At 71.6% G+C, this 19,370-nt stretch carries 18 protein-coding genes; 8 read left to right on the top strand and 10 right to left on the bottom strand.

Going from position 1 to position 19,370, the window contains the following annotated elements; all coding sequences use genetic code 11:
• Positions 1-10: 10 nt before the first annotated feature.
• Positions 11-1,483 (bottom strand): APC family permease, encoded by a 1,473-nt coding sequence (locus tag ACIP6U_RS12190; RefSeq protein ID WP_401715436.1) that lies wholly within the window; start codon positions 1,481-1,483, stop codon positions 11-13.
• A 311-nt stretch (positions 1,484-1,794) separates the two neighbouring features.
• Positions 1,795-3,198 carry a Si-specific NAD(P)(+) transhydrogenase gene (gene sthA, locus ACIP6U_RS12185; RefSeq protein ID WP_401715435.1) on the bottom strand — a complete coding sequence of 468 codons (1,404 nt, stop codon included), beginning with the start codon at positions 3,196-3,198 and terminating at the stop codon, positions 1,795-1,797.
• A gap of 165 nt (positions 3,199-3,363) precedes the next feature.
• Between sthA and ACIP6U_RS12180 the strand changes: the two genes are divergently transcribed.
• Positions 3,364-4,527: a sulfite oxidase gene (locus ACIP6U_RS12180; RefSeq protein WP_401715433.1), complete on the top strand. Its 1,164-nt coding sequence runs from the start codon at positions 3,364-3,366 to the stop codon at positions 4,525-4,527.
• Here ACIP6U_RS12180 and ACIP6U_RS12175 read toward each other — a convergent pair.
• Complete coding sequence (locus tag ACIP6U_RS12175; protein ID WP_401715432.1) at positions 4,516-4,722, bottom strand: hypothetical protein; 207 nt, start codon at positions 4,720-4,722, stop codon at positions 4,516-4,518. The genes ACIP6U_RS12180 and ACIP6U_RS12175 overlap by 12 nt on opposite strands.
• 196 nt (positions 4,723-4,918) lie before the next feature.
• On the opposite strand from ACIP6U_RS12175, the gene ACIP6U_RS12170 reads away from it, so the two are divergent.
• On the top strand, positions 4,919-7,183 hold the full coding sequence (locus ACIP6U_RS12170; protein WP_401715430.1) for an MMPL family transporter: 2,265 nt from the start codon (positions 4,919-4,921) through the stop codon (positions 7,181-7,183).
• Here ACIP6U_RS12170 and ACIP6U_RS12165 read toward each other — a convergent pair.
• A complete protein-coding gene (locus tag ACIP6U_RS12165) occupies positions 7,155-8,264 on the bottom strand; it encodes a PP2C family protein-serine/threonine phosphatase (protein WP_401715428.1) in 1,110 nt (369 codons plus the stop codon). The genes ACIP6U_RS12170 and ACIP6U_RS12165 overlap by 29 nt on opposite strands.
• A 304-nt stretch (positions 8,265-8,568) precedes the next feature.
• Between ACIP6U_RS12165 and ACIP6U_RS12160 the strand changes: the two genes are divergently transcribed.
• A complete protein-coding gene (locus tag ACIP6U_RS12160; RefSeq protein WP_401715426.1) occupies positions 8,569-9,462 on the top strand; it encodes a GNAT family N-acetyltransferase in 894 nt (297 codons plus the stop codon).
• Between the two features lie 74 nt (positions 9,463-9,536).
• On the opposite strand, the gene ACIP6U_RS12155 is transcribed toward ACIP6U_RS12160, so the two are convergent.
• Complete coding sequence (locus ACIP6U_RS12155; protein WP_401715425.1) at positions 9,537-10,421, bottom strand: Gfo/Idh/MocA family protein; 885 nt, start codon at positions 10,419-10,421, stop codon at positions 9,537-9,539.
• Positions 10,422-10,654: 233 nt separating this feature from the next.
• On the opposite strand from ACIP6U_RS12155, the gene ACIP6U_RS12150 reads away from it, so the two are divergent.
• On the top strand, positions 10,655-11,512 hold the full coding sequence (locus ACIP6U_RS12150; RefSeq protein WP_401715423.1) for an aldo/keto reductase: 858 nt from the start codon (positions 10,655-10,657) through the stop codon (positions 11,510-11,512).
• A gap of 116 nt (positions 11,513-11,628) precedes the next feature.
• Positions 11,629-13,398 (top strand): ABC transporter ATP-binding protein, encoded by a 1,770-nt coding sequence (locus tag ACIP6U_RS12145; protein WP_401715421.1) that lies wholly within the window; start codon positions 11,629-11,631, stop codon positions 13,396-13,398.
• A 23-nt stretch (positions 13,399-13,421) separates the two neighbouring features.
• On the opposite strand, the gene ACIP6U_RS12140 is transcribed toward ACIP6U_RS12145, so the two are convergent.
• Complete coding sequence (locus tag ACIP6U_RS12140) at positions 13,422-13,757, bottom strand: hypothetical protein (RefSeq protein ID WP_401715419.1); 336 nt, start codon at positions 13,755-13,757, stop codon at positions 13,422-13,424.
• A 257-nt stretch (positions 13,758-14,014) separates the two neighbouring features.
• On the opposite strand from ACIP6U_RS12140, the gene ACIP6U_RS12135 reads away from it, so the two are divergent.
• Both ACIP6U_RS12135 and ACIP6U_RS12130 read left to right on the top strand, forming a co-directional pair.
• Positions 14,015-14,470 (top strand): hypothetical protein, encoded by a 456-nt coding sequence (locus tag ACIP6U_RS12135; protein WP_401715417.1) that lies wholly within the window; start codon positions 14,015-14,017, stop codon positions 14,468-14,470.
• A 151-nt stretch (positions 14,471-14,621) separates the two neighbouring features.
• On the top strand, positions 14,622-14,837 hold the full coding sequence (locus ACIP6U_RS12130) for a hypothetical protein (protein WP_123996128.1): 216 nt from the start codon (positions 14,622-14,624) through the stop codon (positions 14,835-14,837).
• 7 nt (positions 14,838-14,844) lie between these two features.
• Here the strand turns inward: ACIP6U_RS12130 and tgmB are convergent, their stop codons facing one another.
• The 3 genes from tgmB to ACIP6U_RS12115 form a co-directional block, all read right to left on the bottom strand.
• On the bottom strand, positions 14,845-15,828 hold the full coding sequence (gene tgmB / locus ACIP6U_RS12125; protein WP_401715415.1) for an ATP-grasp ribosomal peptide maturase: 984 nt from the start codon (positions 15,826-15,828) through the stop codon (positions 14,845-14,847).
• A gap of 17 nt (positions 15,829-15,845) precedes the next feature.
• Complete coding sequence (tgmA, locus tag ACIP6U_RS12120; RefSeq protein WP_123996126.1) at positions 15,846-16,037, bottom strand: putative ATP-grasp-modified RiPP; 192 nt, start codon at positions 16,035-16,037, stop codon at positions 15,846-15,848.
• A 131-nt stretch (positions 16,038-16,168) separates the two neighbouring features.
• Positions 16,169-16,459, bottom strand: coding sequence for a DUF1232 domain-containing protein (locus ACIP6U_RS12115; RefSeq protein WP_401715413.1), 291 nt, complete (start codon positions 16,457-16,459; stop codon positions 16,169-16,171).
• Positions 16,460-16,688: 229 nt separating this feature from the next.
• Between ACIP6U_RS12115 and ACIP6U_RS12110 the strand changes: the two genes are divergently transcribed.
• A complete protein-coding gene (locus ACIP6U_RS12110; protein ID WP_401715411.1) occupies positions 16,689-17,723 on the top strand; it encodes a hypothetical protein in 1,035 nt (344 codons plus the stop codon).
• A 244-nt stretch (positions 17,724-17,967) separates the two neighbouring features.
• Here the strand turns inward: ACIP6U_RS12110 and ACIP6U_RS12105 are convergent, their stop codons facing one another.
• On the bottom strand, positions 17,968-19,146 hold the full coding sequence (locus ACIP6U_RS12105) for a hypothetical protein (RefSeq protein ID WP_401715409.1): 1,179 nt from the start codon (positions 19,144-19,146) through the stop codon (positions 17,968-17,970).
• Positions 19,147-19,370 lie beyond the last annotated feature (224 nt).

Raw genomic sequence — 19,370 nt, 5'->3', positions numbered from 1 at the left:
CGGGTTCTCCTCAGAAGTCCGTGGAGAGACCCTCGTGGACACGGGTGCCCAACGGGGCGGAGCCGATGGGCACGTACTCGGCCTCGATGGCGCGGGTGGCGTCGAGCCGGGCGGGCCGGTAGTAGTCGCTGCCCCGTCTCCAGTACCAGAGCATCGGGACCAGGCCGACGGCGAGTCCGCCGATGCCGATCGCGATCGCCGCGGTGTCCAGCTCGCCCAGCGACTCGAAGAAGATCCAGAACATGAACAGGGCGCCGAACAGCGGCCACACCCCGCCGAGCACGAAGTCGCCCGCCGACCGCAGCAGCGTCTTGCGGTAGGCGACGACCGCGGCGAGTCCGGCGAGACCGTAGTACACGGCGATCTGTAGACCGATCGCCGAGATCGCGTCGGAGAGGATGTCGCCCATCGAGCCGAGGGAGTTGGCCGCGATGAACATCGCGAGCGCCACCCCGCCGACCACGGTGATGGCCACCCACGGGGTGTTCCAGCGGGGGTGCACCCGGCCCAGGGCGGCCGGCATCGTACGGTCGCGGCCCATCGCGAACAGGGAGCGCGTGACCTGGATGAGCGTCGTCTCCAGCGTGGCGATGGTGGACAGCATGACGGCCACGACGAGCAGCTTGCCGCCGATGCCGGGCCAGACCTCCTGGCCGAGCACGCCCAGCACGTTCGCCTCGTTGTCTGCGATCTGCTTCGAGGACAGGATGACGTTCACCGCGATGGTGAACACCTCGAACAGCAGAAAGACGACGCCCAGGCCGATCAGGCCCGCGAGTCCCGTCGTACGACGGCTGTTGCGGGTCTCCTCACTGAGGTTGCTGGTGACGTCCCAGCCCCAGTAGTAGAAGGCGGCGACCAGCGCGCCCGAGGCGAAGCCGGCCATTCCGTCGAAGTGGCCGAAGCCGAACCATGACCAGTCGAAGGGGTGGGCGTGGCCCGTGTGGAAGAGGGCGAGCACGGCGAACAGTGCCAGGACGGCGAGTTCGGCACCGGACATGGCCAACTGCGCGCGGACGGTGAGCCGGGCACCGCCGAGGACCACCAGCAGCATGGCGACGAACCAGACGGCCCCGACCACCGTGGCCAGCGCGGTGTCGTCGGCGAGACCCTCGTCGAACAGGGCGAGCGTCATCGAACCGGCGGGCAGCGAACCGGCCACCATGAAGATGGTCGCCGAGACGACCAGCGCCCAGCCGCTGATGAAGCCGAGAAAAGGGTGCAGGGTGCGCCCCACCCAGGAGTAACTGGCGCCCGCGTTCACGTCGATACGGCCGAGATAGCTGAACGCCAGGGCGATGCCCATCATCGGTAAGGCGCAGTACAGCAGCGCGGCCGGACTGGCCAGACCGACGGCGCCGACGAGGACCGCGGTGCTCGCGGCGACCGAGTAGGCCGGAGCGCTGCCCGCGATGGCCATCACCACGGTGTCGAACGTACCGAGGGCATTGGGCTGAAGCCCTCTGCCCCTGTTGTTGTTCATCGTTGCGCTGCTTTCCGTCTTGCACGACGCGAGGTCGACCGGCCCCGACGGCGTAGCGGAGGTGGGGGGTGAAACCGCCCCGGACCCGCGAGGGTTGGCCTCGGGGCAGGGGCGGTGAAGTGGGGTGGCGGGTACCGCTCGGCGGTTGCGTCGCAGGGGGGTCACACCGTGTGTGCGAGCGATGATAGCCCCACGCGTCGGGCGTTCAGGATCGACCGAGCGGTAACAGACAGCAGCACGGAAACGCAACGCGGGTAGATGCGGGGGAAGTTGGCGCGGGGCGGGCCGAAGGGCGGCCCGCCCCGGGCGGGTCAGTCGCCGATGTGGTCGATCTGCCGGAGTTTGTTCGTCGCGTCGAGAGCCGCCACCTTGTAGGACTCCGCCAGCGTCGGGTAGTTGAAGACGGCGTCGACCAGGTAGTCGACCGTGCCGCCGCAGCCCATCACGGCCTGGCCGATGTGGATGAGCTCGGTGGCCCCGGTGCCGAAGCAGTGCACGCCGAGCAGCGTGCGGTCCACGGGGGAGACCAGCAGCTTCAGCATGCCGTGCGAGTCGCCGATGATCTGACCGCGGGCCAGCTCCCGGTAGCGGGAGATGCCGACCTCGAACGGCACGCACTCCTCGGTGAGTTGGTCCTCGGTGCGGCCCACGAAGCTGATCTCGGGGATGGTGTAGATGCCGATCGGCTGGAGGTTCTGCATCTGCCCGACCGGTTCCCCGCAGGCGTGATAGGCCGCCGCCCGCCCCTGCTCCATCGACGTGGCGGCCAGCGCCGGGAAGCCGATGACGTCGCCGACGGCGTAGATGTGCGGCACCTCGGTGCGGTACTGCTCGTCGACGGTGATCCGGCCGCGCTTGTCCGCGGACAGGCCCGCCTTGACGAGGTCGAGGTCGTCGGTGAGACCCTGCCGGCCCGCCGAGTACATCACCGTGTCGGCCGGGATCTTCTTGCCGCTCTCCAGGACGGTCAACGTGCCCCGCGCGTGGCGCTCCACGGCCGCGACGGTCTCGCCGAACCGGAAGGTCACGGCGAGGTCCCGCAGGTGGTACTTGAGCGACTCGATGACCTCGACGTCGCACATGTCGAGCATCCCGGCGCGCTTCTCGACCACCGTCACCTTGCTGCCGAGCGCGGCGAACATCGAGGCGTACTCCATGCCGATCACCCCGGCGCCGACGATGACCATGGAGCGCGGGACGCGTTCCACGGACAGGACGTTGTCGGAGTCCATGATGGTCTGCCCGTCGAACTCCACTCTGTCCGGGCGGGCCGGCCGGGTGCCGGTGGCGATGATGATGTTGTCCGCGCTCAACAGCCGTTCCTGGCCGTTGACTTCGCTCAGGGCGACGGTGTGAGGATCGACGAAGTGGCCGGTGCCGGCGTACAGCGCCACGTGGTTGCGGGAGAGCTGGTTGCGGATGACCTCGACCTCGCGGCTGACCACGTGCTGGGTGCGCGTGGTGAGGTCGGCGATGGTGATGTCCTCCTTGAGCCGGTAGTTCTGCCCGTAGAGGTCGCGCTGGGTGAGACCGGTCAGGTACAGCACCGCCTCGCGCAGGGTCTTGGAGGGAATGGTGCCGGTGTGGATGGAGACCCCGCCGACCATGTCGGGGCGGTCGATGACGGCGACCCGGCGGCCTAGCTTGGCCGCGGCGATGGCGGCCTTCTGGCCACCCGGTCCTGATCCGATGACGAGCATGTCGAAGTCGCGCACCTACCCGAGTCTGTCAGCCCGAAGGCCCTCTTCGAAAGGGTGAACGGGCAGCGGCCCTGTCGTGAGCCCGTCCGAAGTCCCCGGGAGTGACGTCAAGTTCCGGCCGGTGACCGCTTCCGCGCCCACGACCGGCCCCGGCGGACGACAAGGGGTGATAATGCGGACATGGGCCATCGACTCGCCGACGCGAGTGCCCCCGCCCGGCTGGCCGCCCCCGACGAGGGCATCGGCCGGGACGAACTGGCGCTCGCCACCCGCAACCACGGTCTGCCGCTGGAGGCGCTGCGCTACGACGTCACCCCGCCGGGCCTGCACTACGTACTGACCCACTACGACATCCCCTACGTCGCCGAGGACCCGCCCTGGCGGCTGACCGTCGGGGGCCGCGTCCGCCGTCCGCTGGAGCTGGACCTGGCCGCTCTGCGCGCCTACCCCGCGGTCACCACGCGCGTGACGCTGGAGTGCGCGGGCAACGGCCGGGCCCTGCTGACACCCCGCCCGGTCAGCCAGCCCTGGCTCGTCGAGGCGGTCGGCACCGCCGAGTGGACGGGCGTACCGCTCAGGCTGCTGCTGGCCGAGGCCGGTGTGGAACCCGACGCCGTCGACGTCGTGTTCACCGGCGCGGACCACGGCGTGGAGCGCGGGGTCGAACAGGACTACCAGCGGTCCCTGTCGGTCGACGTCGCCACCGGAACCGAGCCGGAGGTGCTGGTCGCGTATGCGATGAACGGCGGCCCGCTGCCCCCGCAGCACGGTCACCCGCTGCGGCTGGTCGTGCCCGGCTGGTACGGCATGGCCCATGTGAAGTGGCTGCGCGAGATCGCCGTCACCGACGTGCCGTTCACCGGATTCCAGCAGACGGTCGCCTACCGGCTGCGCCAGGAGGCCGGCGACGAGGGCGAGCCGGTCACCCGGATCGCGCCCCGCGCCCTGTTGGTCCCGCCGGGATTCCCGGACTTCATGTCCCGCGCCCGTGTCGTGCGTCCGGGCACGGTGCCGTTGGAGGGCCGCGCCTGGTCGGGGCGGGCACCGGTGACCGGCGTCGACGTCAGCACGGACGCCGGACACACCTGGCGGCGGGCCGAGTTGGCGCCCGCCGACGGGCGGCGCTGGGCATGGCGGCGCTGGCACTTCACCTGGGACGCGAGCCCCGGCGAGCATGTGCTGAGCGCGCGGGCGACCGACGCCGAAGGCCGCACCCAGCCGCTGGACCAGCCCTGGAACCGCGGTGGCTTCGCCGTCAACCTCGTTCAGCGGGTGCCGGTGCTGTGCGTGGAGGACGACGGGCCGGACCCGGCAGGACGGACGACGGACGCCTCACGGCAGTAGCTTCTCCAGGGCCGCCGGGCCCTCCGCCGCCAGCTTCCGCCGGGCCCATTCGAGGGTCTGCGGGGTGACGTCCTTGCCGGCGGCGAGGACGAGGTCCTCGGGCGACACCTCGGTGCCGGTGCGGGTGTGGAGCAGGTCGTCCGGGGTGACGAGGTCCTCGGGCGGCTCTGAAGGGGCGGGCTGTGACGTCGGCATGATCGGTGCTCCTCGTGGATCCGGATCGCTGCGTCGGACTCCGTGTGGGTCATCGAGTCCGTCTCTCACCCTTCAACGCTCGCACACCCCGTGGTCCCGTGTGATCGGGAGGGCCGTCCGGCCCGGGATGCCGCCGCGACCGGGCGGGCGTCTAATGGGATGACGAACGGATCGGCCGGCAGAGAAGACCGAGGCCATGGCACCCACCGCAAGCACCGGGGCGGGACAGGGGAACGCCGTCAGGGGAGGGGGCCTACGACGGCTGGGCGAATGGTGCGCCCGCCACTTCGTGATCGTCATCGTGGCCTGGCTGGTCGCCCTGGTGGCGTTGCAGTTCGTCAACCGGGCCTTCGGCGGTGACTACTCCGACAACTTCTCCCTCTCCGGCGTGCAGTCCCAGGACGGCCTGGACGTCCTGAAGAAGCACGATCCCGCGGCCGGCGGCTACAGCAGCCAGATCGTCCTGCACGACGGCAAGCAGTCCCTGACCGCGTTGAACTCCCAGCTGTCGACCACCGTCGGCGACCTGCAGAAACTCCCGCACGTGCTGTCCGTCCAGAACCCGCTCTCCGCCCAGACCTCGAAGGTCGGACCCCTCTCCACCGACGGGAAGACCGCCTACGTCACCGTCCGCTTCGACGTACAGCCCTCCACCCTGGGCGACGACTACCTGCACGGAGTGGACGACGCCGTGCAGCCGCTGCGGGCGGCGGGCGCGCAGGTCGAGTACGGCGGACCGCTCGGCGAGCTGGCGCGTCCGGTCGCCGACGACCGGGTCAGCGAGCTGATCGGCTTCGCCGTCGCGATCGTCGTCCTGCTGGTCGGCTTCGGCAGTGTGCTCGCCGCCGGCATCCCGCTGCTGACCGCGCTGATCAGCGCCATCGGCGGGCTCGCGTGCCTCGGTCTGCTGGCCGCCGCGTTCACCTTCGCCACCGTCTCGCCGACCCTGGCTACGATGATCGGCCTCGGCGTCGGCATCGACTACGCCCTCTTCCTGATCACCCGGCACCGGCAGAACCTCATCGACGGCGCGGATCCGGTGCACTCGGCGGGGCACGCCACCGCCACCAGCGGACGTGCCGTGCTCGTCTCCGGCTGCACGGTGATCATCGCCCTCGCGGGACTGTCCGCGTCCGGAGTGAGCTTCATCGGGAAACTCGGCCTCGCCGCGGCCGTCACGGTCGTGTCGGCGGTCATCGGCGCGCTGACCCTGGTCCCGGCCCTGCTGGGGCTGATCGGCAAGCGCATCGACCGCTACCGGGTACGCCGTCCGGTCGCCGAGACCGACGCCGAGGCGGGTTCGCAGCCGCAGGGCACCTGGCACCGCTACGCCCAGCGCGTGGAGCGGCGGCCCTGGCAGTTCCTGGCCGCAGGCGTCGCCGCGGTCGTCGTCCTCGCCATTCCCGTGTTCTCGATCCAGCTCGGCCACATCGGCGACGGCGCCGACCCCACGTCCTTCACGGACCGGCGGGCGTACGACCTGATGACCGACGCGTTCGGTCCCGGCTCCAACGGCCCGCTCACCGTCGTCATCGACCAGACCTCCGTACCGTCCGCCGACCGCTCCGGCCTCTCCGCGCAGGCGCAGAAGACCCTGAACGGCGTGGCCGGCGCCGCCACCGTCACCCCGCTCACCGCCACCAAGGACGGGGACGTCCTGATCGGCACGGTCTACTCGAAGCAGTCCCCGCAGAGCGCCTCCACCACGGACCTGACGAACCGGCTGGTCGACACCACCCTGCCCGCCGCGGTCTCCGGCACGGACGCCAAGGGATACGTCACCGGCACGACGGCCGCGCAGGTCGACTTCCGCGACATCGTGGCGAGCCGGCTGCCCCTGATCATCGGCGTGGTGGTCGCCCTGGCGTTCCTGATCATCCTCGCCGTCTTCCGCGGCCTGCTCGTCGCGTTCAAGGCGGCCGTCCTCAACGTGCTGTCCATCGCCGCCTCCTACGGCGTGGTCGTGGCCGTCTTCCAGTGGGGCTGGGGCGGCCCCGCGCTCGGCGTCGAGGGCAAGGTGCCCATCGAGAGCTACGTCCCGATGATGATGTTCGCGATCATCTTCGGGCTGAGCATGGACTACGAGATCTTCCTGCTCTCCCGCGTCCACGAGGCGTGGCTGCGCACCGGCGACGCCAAGGCCTCCGTCGCGCACGCGCTGGAGATCACCGCGCGGGTCATCACCTGCGCGGCACTGATCATGGTGAGCGTGTTCGCCGCGTTCATCGTCAGCGACAACATCGTGGTCAAGATGCTCGGCCTGGGCCTGGCCGTCAGCGTGCTCATCGACGCCACCGTCGTACGGCTGCTCATGGTCCCGGCCGTGATGACCCTGCTGGGCCGGCACGCGTGGTGGACACCCCGGTGGCTGGACCGGATGCTGCCGCACATCGACGCCGAGGGCGACCACGAGCAGGGCGCCGAGCCGCAGGTCAGCGAGCGTCCGGTTTCCCGGGCGTGAGCACGAGCATCGTCACGTCGTCGAGAACGGCCGGCGCGTACCGTACGAGATCCGCCCACACCCGGTCGGCCAGCGCGACCGGGTCCTCGTCGGCGAGGGCGGCGAGGCGGGCGGCCAGGGGATAGAAGGCGCCGGAAGTGTCCCGGGTCTCGCTGACGCCGTCGGAGGCCAGGAAGAGACTGTCGCCGGGCTCCAGGCGGAGCGTGAGCGCGTCCGACGGGGCGCCGTCGGACAGACCGAGACCGAGCGGCGTCCACGGCGCCAACTCGATCTCGGTGGCCCGCCGGCCCCGCAGCAGCACGGGCGCCGGATGCCCGCAGGACACGATGCGCACCTCGCACGCGTCGGGGGAGAACTCCAGCAGTACGGCGGTGGCGAACAGTTCGGAGTAGTGGGCCTCCGCCGAGTCCACCACGAGCCGCCGGTCGAGCCGGGCGGCGACCGACTCCAGGTCCGGCCGGTCCAGCGCCGCCTCCCGGAACGCCCCCAGCAGCGAGGCGACGGTGGAGATCGCCGACAGACCGTGCCCGCGCACGTCGCCCATGACCGCCCGTACACCGTGCGGTCCTTCGCGTACGTCGAAGAAGTCGCCGCCCACCAGCGTGCCGCGCTCGGCGGCCCGGTACAGGCCCGTGCAGTGGACCGAGCCGACCCGCTCCGGCACCGGCGGTACGACGGCACGCTGCGCCGCCTCGGCGACCGTGCGTTCGAGGTCCAGCTGGGCGTCGCGGTGACTGCGCACGTACGACACGAAGACGCTCAGCGCGGCGACGAAACAGATGGTCAGCAGGTCGGTCTCGCCGGGGTGGTCGAAGTGGAAGGCCGGGATGTTGAGCACCACGACCACCACGACACCGAGCACCGCGGTCGCGAGCGGACCGTACGACAGGACGGCCAGCGGCGGGATCGCGCCGAGCAGGAAGCCGATGTCCAGGGCGTGGCCGCTCACCAGCGTGGCCGCGCAGACGCCCGTGATCAGGGCGACCGGCAGCACCCTCACCCAGCGCGGCGGCGGCGCGCCGCGCAGCCAGGTCCGCCGGTCCTGGTCCCGGCGCGGAGACAGGACGGCCACTCTTCCCACACCACCACGCTCCTACGCCGGGACGTCTCGCGCATGCCGACCCGCGAAGAGAGAACCTGTGAATCGGAGGCCGGCGAGGAGAGAACCCGGGAAAGGGAGCCCGGGAAAAGAGAGCCCGCGAAAAGGGGTGGACATGTCCACGACCGGTTGCCTAGCGTGTGATCACCACGCCAGGAGGCCCGACGGAAGGAGGCGAGTGCCGTGCAGATGACACCTATCCAGCGCTCCCTCCCCGTAGCCCCGGCGTGCTTCGGCTGAGACCGACCCGGGAGCGCTCCACGCAGTACGCATCCCGGAGGAACCCATGACCGATCTGGTCATCCGCGCGCTCGACGAGCGCGACGCCCATCTCTTCGACACCCTGCCCGACCCGCTGGAGAACCGCGCGGCCCACCGCCGGACCACCCACCGCACCGACTGGAAGCGCGTCGCCCTGCGCGACGGCGTCGTCGTCGCGCGCGCCGCCTGGTGGGGCGGACCCGACGACGCCGAGCCCCTCAACGTCAACTGGTTCGACGTGGCCGAGGGCGAGGAGGAGGCCGGCACCGAGCTGCTGCGCACGGCCCCCTGGCACGTCGAACTCGAACTGAACCTGCCGGGCACCTGGCGCGAGGACCCACGGCTGCGCGCCGCCGCCGAGGCCCGCTTCACCGCCGTACGAGCGGCCGGGTACGAACTCCTCGTCGAACGCTTCCTGTACCGCTGGACCCCGCAGGACGGTCTTCCCGAGCGCCCCGGACGGCTCGTCTTCCGCGCCGAACCGGACGACGCCGTGTTCTTCGACGCGCTGCGCCGCATCCACTCCGTCACCCTCGACGCGCACTCCCTCAAGGCCATCGAGGAGGGCGGCCTCGACCGGGCCGCCCAGGAAGAGCTCGACTTCTTCCACTGGTGCCCGTCGCCCCGCGAGTGGTGGCAGCTGGCGCACACCCCGGAGGGCGACCTGGCGGGCATCCACATCCCTGCCCACAACCCGTCCGGCCCGACCGTCGGCTTCATCGGCGTGCTCCCGGACCAGCGCGGCCGCGGCTACGCCTACGACCTGCTGGCGGAGTGCACGCACTTCCTGGTCGAGCAGGGCGCGGAGTTCGTCACGGCGGCGACGGACCGGGGCAACTTCCCGATGGCCGCGAACTTCGCCAAGGCCGGTTTTCCCGTGGTGAGGGAGCGGATCAACTTTGAGGTAGCGCGAGGGTAGTTGGAGGAGACGGGGGCGGGGTCGGTGCCCAACCGGGCCGACCCCGCCTCTCGTTGTCGGTCGGCGGAGGGTCGTCAGCCCGCGTTCGCGTTCAGCAGGGTCTCCGCCTCGGTGAGGATCTCCGTGACCCGGAGGCCGAACTCGGCGTCGCACGGGTGCGGTTGGCCGTCGGTGGCGGAGGCGATCAGGGCGTCGGCGGCGCGGACCAGTGCCTCGACCGGGCCGACGGAGCTGTCGGGGAAGCGGGTCACGCCCGCCTCGCCGCGAAGTTCGACGTCGGTCCCCGTGGCGGCGGGCGGTGCCGTCAGGCTCAGGGTGAGGGTGCTCGACGCGCCGCTCGCGTGGTCGAGGACCAGCTGGACGGTGTCCCCGGGCCCCGGCGCCGCGGCGGCCACGCGCCGGGTGTCGCCCAGGATCGGCAGCAGCACGGACAGGGCGTGCGGGCCGACGTCCCACAGGGCGCCCTTCTCCCGCCGCCAGGGCGTCGCGAACGGACTGTCGCCGGTGAACACATCGCCGATCCACTGCGCCCGGGCCGTGAACCAGCCGCCGGTGCCCGCCTGTTCGGCGATCCACGCCGCCGTCTCGGGGACGAAGCGGCTCGTGAAGAAGACGACCGAGGCGACGCCGGATTTCCGGACGGCCTCGACCACGGTCCGGCCCTGGTCCACCGTCGTGGCCAGCGGCTTGTCCAGCAGCAGGTGCAGTCCGGCCCGCGCCGCGCGCGCCGCCAGCTCCGCCTGCACGGCCGGCGGCAGCGCCACGGCCACCGCGTCCACGTCGGCGAACAGCGCGTCGACGTCGTCGTAGGCGCGGGTGCCGTGAAGGTCGGCCAGTTCCTTGGCGGCCTCCGGCCGGCGGCCCCACACCCCGACGAAGTCCAGGCCGGGGTGCTCCTGGAGGGCGGGGGCGTGAGCCATCCCCGCCCACGGGCCGGTACCGAGCAGTCCGATGCGCATGCCGTCGCCTTTCCACTCCGCCGCACGTTACGACGTCTGTTCGAGAGCGAGCGTCGCACACCTCCCGGCCGGGCGCGCAACCTGCCTGCCGATCAAGAGCCGCGCGCCGTGGCGGCCTCGCGGCACGCGCCGTCGATTCAGTGGTGCGGCTGCTGAATGCGTTCTCTTTCCTCTATTGGACCGCCGGCCACCCGCGGGGTGACGCTGGAGGTCCATCGGAGGAAAGAGAACCCATGCAGACCCGCCGCATCGGTGATGTCGAAGTCAGTGCCATCGGACTGGGCGGAATGCCCATGTCGATCGAGGGCCGCCCGGACGAGGCGCGCTCCCTCGCCACCGTGCACGCCGCGCTCGACGCCGGCGTCACGCTGATCGACACCGCGGACGCCTACCACCGGGACGCCCACGAGGTCGGCCACAACGAGACCCTCATCGCCAAGGCCCTCGCCTCCCACGACCGGGGCGGTGACGTGCTGGTCGCCACCAAGGGCGGCCATCTGCGCCCCGGCGACGGCAGTTGGACCCTCAACGGCAGCCCCGAGTACATCAAGGAGGCCTGCGAGGCGTCCCTGCGGCGGCTCGGCGTGGAGGCCATCGGGCTCTACCAGTTCCACCGGCCCGACCCGAAGGTGCCGTACGCGGAATCCGTCGGTGCGATACGGGACCTGCTGGACGAGGGCAAGATCCGGATGGCGGGCATCTCGAACGCGAACCCCGACCAGATCCGGCAGGCGAACGAGATCCTCGGCGGCCGACTGGTCTCCGTGCAGAACCAGTTCTCGCCGGCCTTCCGCTCCAGCGAGCCGGAGCTGGAGCTGTGCGACGAGCTCGGTCTCGCCTTCCTGCCCTGGAGCCCGCTCGGCGGTATCACCCGGGCCGGTGAACTGGGTTCCACGTTCGGGCCGTTCGCCCGGATCGCCGAGGACCGCGGGGTGAGCCCGCAGCGCGTCTGCCTGGCCTGGCTGCTCGCCAAGTCGCCGGTGGTCGTGCCCATTCCCGGCGCCAGCCGCCCCGAGACGATCCTGGACTCGCTGGCCGCGACGGACCTCGAACTGGGCGCCGACGAACTCGCGGAGCTGGACGGCGTCTGACGCGGAGTCGGCCGGCGTCCGACCCGAACTCTCCCGGCGCAGACCGGTGTAATCCCCGCGAGGGTGGGGGAGAAAGCGCTTGCTCGCAACCCGGCCACTGGGGTAGGACACCACGCATGGCGCCGTCATCCGAGAAACCGCTCGACCACCGCTACCGGGACGAACACCCGATCCGCACACTCGGCTACCTGTTCCGCGCCGACCGCCGCCGCCTCGCCGCGGCGGTCGGCGTCTTCACGGTCAAGCACAGCCCCATCTGGCTGCTGCCGCTGATCAGCGCGTCCATCATCGACACCGTCGTCCAGCACGGGCCGATCGGCCACCTGTGGTGGAGCACGGGGATCATCCTCTTCATCCTGCTGATCAACTACCCGCTGCACGTGCTGTACGTGCGCCTCCTGTACGGCAGCGTGCGCCGCATGGGCACCAGCCTGCGGTCGGCGCTGTGCACGCGGATGCAGCACCTGTCCATCGGCTACCACTCGCGCGTCAGCGCCGGCGTCCTCCAGGCCAAGGTCGTGCGGGACGTCGAGACGGTCGAGCAGATGGTGCAGCAGACCGCGGAGACCGGGCTCGGGGCGATCACCGTGCTCACCGGCGGACTGGTCATCATCGCCGTCCGCACACCGGAGTTCGTGCCCGTCTTCCTGGTCGTCGTGCCCGCCGCCGCGATCGTCGTGGCCCGGCTGCGGGCCCGGCTGCGCACCCACAACGAGCACTTCAGGCACGAGGTCGAGACCCTGTCGACGCAGGTGACGGAGATGACCCGGCTGATCCCGGTCACCCGTGCCCACGGTCTGGAGGGCAAGGCGCTGCGCCGCATGGACGGCACCCTGAGCCGGCTGCTGACCTCCGGCAATCGCCTCGACCTCGTCAACGGCCGGTTCGGCTCGCTGGCCTGGGTCGTCCTCAACGTGGTCGGCGTGCTGGTCCTGGCCGGCGCGGCCCTGGTCTCGTACTACGGCGCCTGGGGCGTCACCGCCGGCGACGTCGTCATGCTCAGCGCGTTCCTGACCACCCTCACCAACTCGACGACCACACTGGCCGCCCTCGCGCCGGTCATCACCAAGGGCCTGGAGTCGGTGCGTTCGGTCGGTGAGGTCCTCCAGGCGCCCGAACTGGAGGACAACGAGGGCAAGGACGAGGTCACTTCACTGCGCGGGGCGGTCGCCTTCGAGGGGGTCGGTCACGTCTACGAGGCCGGTGACCGGCCCGCCGTACGGGACTTCACCCTGTCCGTGGTGCCGGGGGAGACCGTCGCCCTGGTCGGCGCCTCGGGCGCGGGCAAGTCCACGGTGCTCAACCTCGTCATCGGGTTCATCCGGCCGACCTCGGGCCGGCTGCTGCTCGACGGCGCCGACATGAGCACCCTCGACCTGCGGACGTATCGGCGGTTCGTGTCGGTGGTGCCGCAGGAGTCGATCCTCTTCGACGGCACGATCCGGGAGAACGTCGCCTACGGGATGGACGAGGCCGACGAGGAGAGCGTGCGGGCGGCGCTGCGGGACGCCAACGCGCTGGAGTTCGTCGACCGGCTGCCGCAGGGGCTCGACACGCTGGTCGGGGATCGCGGGGCCCGGCTGTCCGGCGGGCAGCGCCAGCGGCTGGCCATCGCCCGCGCCCTCATCCGGGACCCCAAGGTGCTGATCCTGGACGAGGCGACCTCGGCGCTGGACACGCGCTCGGAGGCCCTCGTCCAGGAGGCGCTGGCCCGGCTGCTGCGCGGCCGCACCACCTTCGTGGTGGCGCACCGGCTGTCCACCGTGCGGGGCACCGACCGGATCGTGGTGATGGGGGACGGCGAGATCCTGGAGGTCGGCACGCACGAGGAACTCCTGCGCGACGGCGGGGCGTACACCGCCCTGCACGGCGGACAGGTCGCCTGACGAGGACGCCCGGGGCGGTGTCGTCAGGCGGCGCTGCTCCGGGGGAACAGGTGCGGACAGACCGTGTCGTGGTCGGTGCCCAGACTCGTCCACCAGCGCTCGCAGCAGGCGGCGTCCAGCTCCTCACGGACGATCTCGTCGGCGGCCGAGCGGGCCGGGCGGCGCGGCCCGGCGCAGGACGTGCGCAGGTCGTGGATCAGGGTCTCGCGTACGACGGCGATCACCTGGACCACGCTCGCGGCGGCGAACAGGAAGGCGATCCACAGGGGCCCGTAGCGGAGTTCGAGGACCACGGTCCAGGCGAGTCCGCCGCTGGTGCCGAGATACAGGGCGCAGAGGAGGCGGCCGGAGCGACTCATGAGCGTTCACCGTTCGTGCAGGATTGGTTGCGCCGTGTTCAACGCCTCAGGGCGGGCGAGGAATCGGGTGGGGCGGCGGATTTGCGTCAAATCCGGGTCGGAGCAGGGAACATGCGACGCGTGGTGCCGACGGAACCCCTGGTGGCGGTGTTGGCGAGAATCCGTTGGATCTTGTCATTTCAGCCCCTGTGGGAGCGCCCCGGCGATCCATAGCGTGAGCCGCGCACGGCTGAACGTCCATGGAGTAAGGCGCCCCGATGACCAAGTTCCTGTTGTCCCTGCACGTCCTGGCGGCCATCGTCGCCATCGGCCCCGTCACCGTCGCGGCCAGCATGTTCCCGCCGGCCGTACGCCGGGCCGGTGTCGACGCGGCCGGGGTGGGCACCGTCCGGCTGCTGCACCGCATCTGCCGCGTCTACTCCGGCCTCGGCCTCGCCGTGCCGCTCTTCGGCTTCGCCACCGCCGCCGCCATGGGGGTGCTCGGCAGCGCCTGGCTCGTGGCGTCCATCACCCTGACCACCGTCGCCGCCGGCATCCTGATCGCCTTCGTCCTGCCCCGCCAGGACGAACTCCTCGGCCAACTCGACGCCGAGCAGCCGGTGGAGCGGTCGAACACCGCACAACTCGCCCTGTTCACCGGCGTCTTCAACCTCCTTTGGGCGACCGTCACCGTCCTGATGATCGTGCGGCCGGGCTCGACGACGGGGGCCTGACCGTTCGTCACGGCAGCGTGCCGGGGCCACTCACACCGCATGTGCGGGCGTCAAGTCCCCCCGGGTAATTCACACCGCGCAGTGCTGCTCCGCATACACTCGGCGACCGGGCCCAATCCTGTGGGCCCCCACAGGAGAGGCGCGTTGCCGGGTGTTCCAGGAGTCCCCCATCTACGACCGACTCGTCGCCGAGCGCGGCGACGTCCCCGCTCAGACCCGTCGCGAGGCCGAGCGCGTGAGCCGGGAACTGGAGTACGTCATGCGACCGCTGCAGTCCTTCGGCGCCACACCGCCCGCCGAGCGACCCGCCTCCCCGGGCGCCGGCTGGCAGCGGACGGCCCTGCTGCCCGGCTCGCGGCCGAACTGACCCGCACTCAACACACCCGCGTGCTCGTTCCGTTGACCCGCTGATGCGGCTCGGGCCCGGGACGGGACAGCCACTCCGCTATCGTCCGCGCGATCGGCTGGCCCGTCTCCACCTCCACGAACCCGAACTGCCCCGACTGGTTGCACTCCAGGAACCACCAGGTCCCGTCGGAGTCCTCGGCGAAGTCGAAGGCCCCGTAGGACAGTCCGGCCTCCCGCAGGTACGACAGGACGGACTCCGCGATCCGCGGCGGGACGTCGGTGGCCTGCCACGGCAGGTCGGACGAGGCGAACCGGACGTCCACCTCGTCGGGATCGGCGTCCGCCGCCGTCGCCTTGCGGGCCGCCAGCAGCCGGTCGTCGACCGCGGTCAGCCGGATGTCGGCCCGCTTGGCGACCCGCCGTTGCAGCAGGGTGGGCCCGTACGCGACGGCCGCGAAGTCGGTGTCCGGCGCCACCCGGCTGGTCGGCACCGCCCGGGGCGGGTCCTGCGGATGCGCCCCGGAGACCGGCTTGACGACCAGGTCCGGATAGCGGTCCGCGAACTCCCGCGCGGCTTGCGGGAACGTCGTGATCAGGGTGGCCGGCACCGGCAGCCCGCAGCGCTGCGCGAGCCGGAGCTGCCAGGGCTTGTGACGGGCCCGGCGGGCCGCGTCCGGGTGGTTCATCCAGCGCGCCTCCGAGCCGCGCAGCATGCCGTACAGGGCCTGTGCGGACTCCTCGGTGAGCCAACTGGACGGCTGGGCCGCCCTGGTGGCGGCGGTACCCGGCCTGCGTACCCAGATCGACCGCAGCCCGCTGATGCTCACGAGGCGGTCCGCGGCCTGGAGATGGCCACGGAACGCCCCGTGCACGTACTCGGCGGACAGCGAGACTCCGCCGGTGAGATCGGCGGGGTCGAGTCGGATCACGGGGACCCCTGAGGCGTTGAGGTGCACGACCACCATGTCGGCCGTCACATCCTCTTCAGAGGTCAGGATCAGCACGGTCATCGTCGGCGGTTCCGTGTTCAGTCGTCGAAGTGCGTCTTGGACCCCGCGGTGGAGGTGGTCGTCGCGAGTTCTCTCAGGAGTGCGAAGTCGCGGGCCGCGACCCGTCCGTCGAAGAGCACGTTCAACTGCAGGCCGGTGTCGTAGACATATGGAGCTGTGGCCTCCAAGTCCACCGCCGGACGTGCGTAGTTGAGCGCGAACGGTTGCATGGTCTCTCCCTCGTCGGTCTGCGCCGACCCAGCGGTCTCATCCCCACGGCACCGCTCGGTCCGCCGACTGCCTTGCCCTTCCAGTCACTTATACGAATCGAACGAGTGATTGGTTTCCTTACTCTGAGTAATCAGAGGGACGTTTCGTGACCATTCGGCCTGCCGGGAGAGGTGCGCAGGGTGCGCAGGGCGAGCAGAAGAACGCCGATGTCGTCCAAATACACGGGGTCGGGCAACAGGTCGGTCGGTAGGACGAAATACAGGACCGCGCCCCAGAAAACCCAACGGGGACCGGTCGGCAGCCCGGCGCGCCGCAGGTCCCGTCGGGTCCGTACCAGTCGCACCAGCAGGGTCACGGCCATGGTGAGCACGAGCACCGCGAGCACCACGGCGACGACGATCACCACTGTGGTCGATTTCACTGGTCCTCCTCGTCGGCGGGCCGCTCGGCGCGCTCTTCTCCCAGATGCCCCCATCCGGCGTTCGTACGTACTTGACGGGGGATCGGATCCGCCGGGAGCGGGGCGCCGTCATACCGGTGGCTCACCCGAGTGGCACGGTGCGGCGGCGGGACCTAGTAATGGTCACCGTAACGACGTGTTCAGCGCGTCCGAGGCGCGAGTGGCGCCACACCCTCCCATGGAGCAGAGCATGAGCAGTGGCTCTTCATCACCCCAACCGAGCGAACACTCCATATCCGAGGCGCACAGCGACCCGGTCGGTGCCCTGGTGCACGCGGCCGTGGCCGATCGCCCGCTTGAGGAGGTCGTGCGCCTGATCACCCTGCTTGAGCAGTCGCCCCAGTACGCGCGGGCCACTGTCGACGCCCTGCGCGCGGTCGGCGTGGACCGGTCCGTGGAGGACGTCACCCGTCTGGTCGCCCTGTTGACCCAACCGCCCCGCGACGCCGACAGCGCCGACGAGGCGATCCGCGCCGCGGCCGAATCCCGTCCCGTGGAGGACGTGACCCGGCTGATGGCGCTGCTGCACCAGTCGCCGCTGGAACCGCACGTCGGACAGGAGGCGGCCCGCGCCGCCGCCACCGCGCGGCCCGTCGAGGAACTGGTGGAGCTGATCGGCCGGCTCAGCGAGGAGCGCGACGCGCAGCCCGCCGCGGTCCCGTACACCGTGCCGCCGGGGGCGCCTGACGGCCCGTACGCGGTCCCCGAGGGCCTCATGGTGCCGCCGGCCCCCGACGCCCCGCCCGTGGTGGCGGACGGCCGCGCACCACGCCGTATCGCGCGCGGGTCGGCCCGCCGCACCACGCACCTGGCCTGGCCGGGGCTGGTCTCCGCCGCGGCGCTCCTCCTGTGCGCGCTGCTGTGGTTCCCGCTCCACCGCGACGGCGCGTCCCTGCGTGCCTACGGCTTCGCGCTGGGAGTGTCGGCGCTGTGCGCGGTCCTGGCCGTACTGCTGACCCTCCGTCCGGTGCTGGTCCTCCTGGCGCTGGCGGTGGTGGTGCCGGCGGTCCTCGCCGGAGCCCAGCTGCACGGGGGCCGCTTCCACTCGGCCCGCCTGTCCCAGGCCCTGGACCTCACCCTCGCCCCGAACTGGGCAGCCGGCCTGGCCGCCGTGTGCGCGGCCCTGGTCGCCCTCACGGCCCTGGTCGTCCGCCTCGCCTGGCAACCGCCGCCGATCGAGATGGAGAGCCGGGCCATGGCCACGGCGAGCCGTCCGGCGGACTGACGGCTCCTGTACCGGGCCGGCCGGCCGCGCCGGCGCGCGTCGGAGCTCAAGGGCGGGCCGTGGGCTCTGACTTGGGACGGCCGGCGGTGACGGAGCGCCGGTCGAGACCGGCATCCGGTCGTGGCCCACGGCCGACGGCCCCTTCCCGCGATGGACTGCGAGGAGGGGCCGCCGGGCGCCGTTCGCGTCAGGTCGCCACGACGGATCGGCAGCCCCCGGCTCGGGCCGGACCGGTCCCGCGGCCTCAACCCGCCGACGGGTCCGGCCCGTTGGCCTTCTCGTCCCCGTCCGCCGCCTCGCTCTCCTGGCCCGTCCCGTTCTCCGATACGGCCTTTGGGCGGCGGGACTTCGCCGTTGTCCTGAAGCGTTCCAGGCCGCGGGTGAGTTGCTGGAACGGGGAGGCCGCGGGTTGTTCGGGCGGCCGGGTGACGGGCGCCGCGGGCGCCGCGCCGGACTCGCGGTACGCGGTCAGCGCCTCGTGGGCGCGGTCGGCGGCCTCGCGGTACAGGTCCCGGGACTCGGTCATCGCCTCCAGCGCCTCGCTGTACATCGCCACCAGCGCGCGCTCGCGGGCGAGTTCCTCCTCCAGCGTCATCAGGCGCCAGTCCTCCCGCAGCGCGGTGAGGTACCGATCGGCACCGTCCGGCAGCGGGGGCGGCAGCGCGGTGAAGCGGGCCAGGGCGTCGACCAGCTCGATCGGCCGCGAGCCGTCCAGGAAGACGCTGCGTACGGCGAAGTCGGCCGCGTCCGCGCCGGGCAGCGGCCCGTGCAGCAGGACCGCCCCGCCGCGCGGGACCTCGACGCCGAACTGCCGCAACGCCCGGTTCACGACCCGCAGTTGTTCCGGCGCGGCACGGTGCTCGACCACGCGGTGCCGCAGGCTCGGCGGCAGCAGCCGGCTCAGCGGCTGCCGGCCGTGCTCGTCCGGCGTCATGGCCTCGTGGACGACGACGTTGAGCGCCCAGCCGCCGTCCACGCAGTCGCGCAGCAGCCTCCGAATCTCCTTGTCCTCCTCCGGCAGGCGATTGACCTCCCGCAGGCGCAGCCCCCGCGCGGGCTCGCGGTCCCACTCGGCGTCCGGCTCCTCGGGCCAGAACATCGTGGCGGGGGAGGGCCACTCCAGGTCCCAGGCGCGTTCCGCTTCGGCGAGCAGCACCCACTCCTGGCCCTGCTCGGTGGCAGGGGAGAGGCTCAGTCGGGCCCGTACCGTCACCTCCCCGGCGACCCTCCAACGGGCCTCGAAGACGTGTTCCGCCTGCGTCCGGGCCTCGGGCGGCTCCAGATGGTCGTCGATGAGCCCGTCGTTCTTGCGGCGCAGCAGCGTCTGCCGGACGACGGGTTCCGCTTCGGGCCCGCTGCGGCGGCCGCGGGCGAGCCAGAGGGTGGTGGGAACGGTGGGCCGGTCTGTGGCGGAGCTGGACATGAGTCCTTGTCGGGGCGGGGGGCAGGTGCACCCACCAGTATCGTCCGCGCCGCTCGCGCGGGATCATCCGGGGTCGCGCGCACGGGACCCGGACGCGCGCACTCGGGGTGCGTACGGCGCACTCCAGTTCGCGGCGGTTCACTCCTGCCCCTGCCGTGTCCCGGCCGCGACAATGTCCTCCGCGAACAGGGCCCGCCCACCATCCGCTTGGGGCGGGTCCTGTT

It is taken from the genome of Streptomyces sp. NPDC088794 (assembly GCF_044750545.1).
Taxonomy (GTDB): Bacteria; Actinomycetota; Actinomycetes; order Streptomycetales; family Streptomycetaceae; genus Streptomyces.
This window is presented reverse-complemented; position numbering and strand designations above follow the sequence as displayed.

Bases quoted from the DNA above. Each gene is read 5' to 3' on its own strand.
- ACIP6U_RS12190 (WP_401715436.1), bottom strand. From the start codon at position 1,483: ATGAACAACAACAGGGGCAGAGGGCTTCAGCCCAATGCCCTCGGTACG.
- ACIP6U_RS12180 (WP_401715433.1), top strand. From the start codon at position 3,364: ATGGGCCATCGACTCGCCGACGCGAGTGCCCCCGCCCGGCTGGCCGCC.
- ACIP6U_RS12175 (WP_401715432.1), bottom strand. From the start codon at position 4,722: ATGCCGACGTCACAGCCCGCCCCTTCAGAGCCGCCCGAGGACCTCGTC.
- ACIP6U_RS12170 (WP_401715430.1), top strand. From the start codon at position 4,919: ATGGCACCCACCGCAAGCACCGGGGCGGGACAGGGGAACGCCGTCAGG.
- ACIP6U_RS12160 (WP_401715426.1), top strand. From the start codon at position 8,569: ATGACCGATCTGGTCATCCGCGCGCTCGACGAGCGCGACGCCCATCTC.
- ACIP6U_RS12155 (WP_401715425.1), bottom strand. From the start codon at position 10,421: ATGCGCATCGGACTGCTCGGTACCGGCCCGTGGGCGGGGATGGCTCAC.
- ACIP6U_RS12150 (WP_401715423.1), top strand. From the start codon at position 10,655: ATGCAGACCCGCCGCATCGGTGATGTCGAAGTCAGTGCCATCGGACTG.
- ACIP6U_RS12145 (WP_401715421.1), top strand. From the start codon at position 11,629: ATGGCGCCGTCATCCGAGAAACCGCTCGACCACCGCTACCGGGACGAA.
- ACIP6U_RS12140 (WP_401715419.1), bottom strand. From the start codon at position 13,757: ATGAGTCGCTCCGGCCGCCTCCTCTGCGCCCTGTATCTCGGCACCAGC.
- ACIP6U_RS12135 (WP_401715417.1), top strand. From the start codon at position 14,015: ATGACCAAGTTCCTGTTGTCCCTGCACGTCCTGGCGGCCATCGTCGCC.
- tgmB (WP_401715415.1), bottom strand. From the start codon at position 15,828: ATGACCGTGCTGATCCTGACCTCTGAAGAGGATGTGACGGCCGACATG.
- tgmA (WP_123996126.1), bottom strand. From the start codon at position 16,037: ATGCAACCGTTCGCGCTCAACTACGCACGTCCGGCGGTGGACTTGGAG.
- ACIP6U_RS12110 (WP_401715411.1), top strand. From the start codon at position 16,689: ATGAGCAGTGGCTCTTCATCACCCCAACCGAGCGAACACTCCATATCC.
- ACIP6U_RS12105 (WP_401715409.1), bottom strand. From the start codon at position 19,146: ATGTCCAGCTCCGCCACAGACCGGCCCACCGTTCCCACCACCCTCTGG.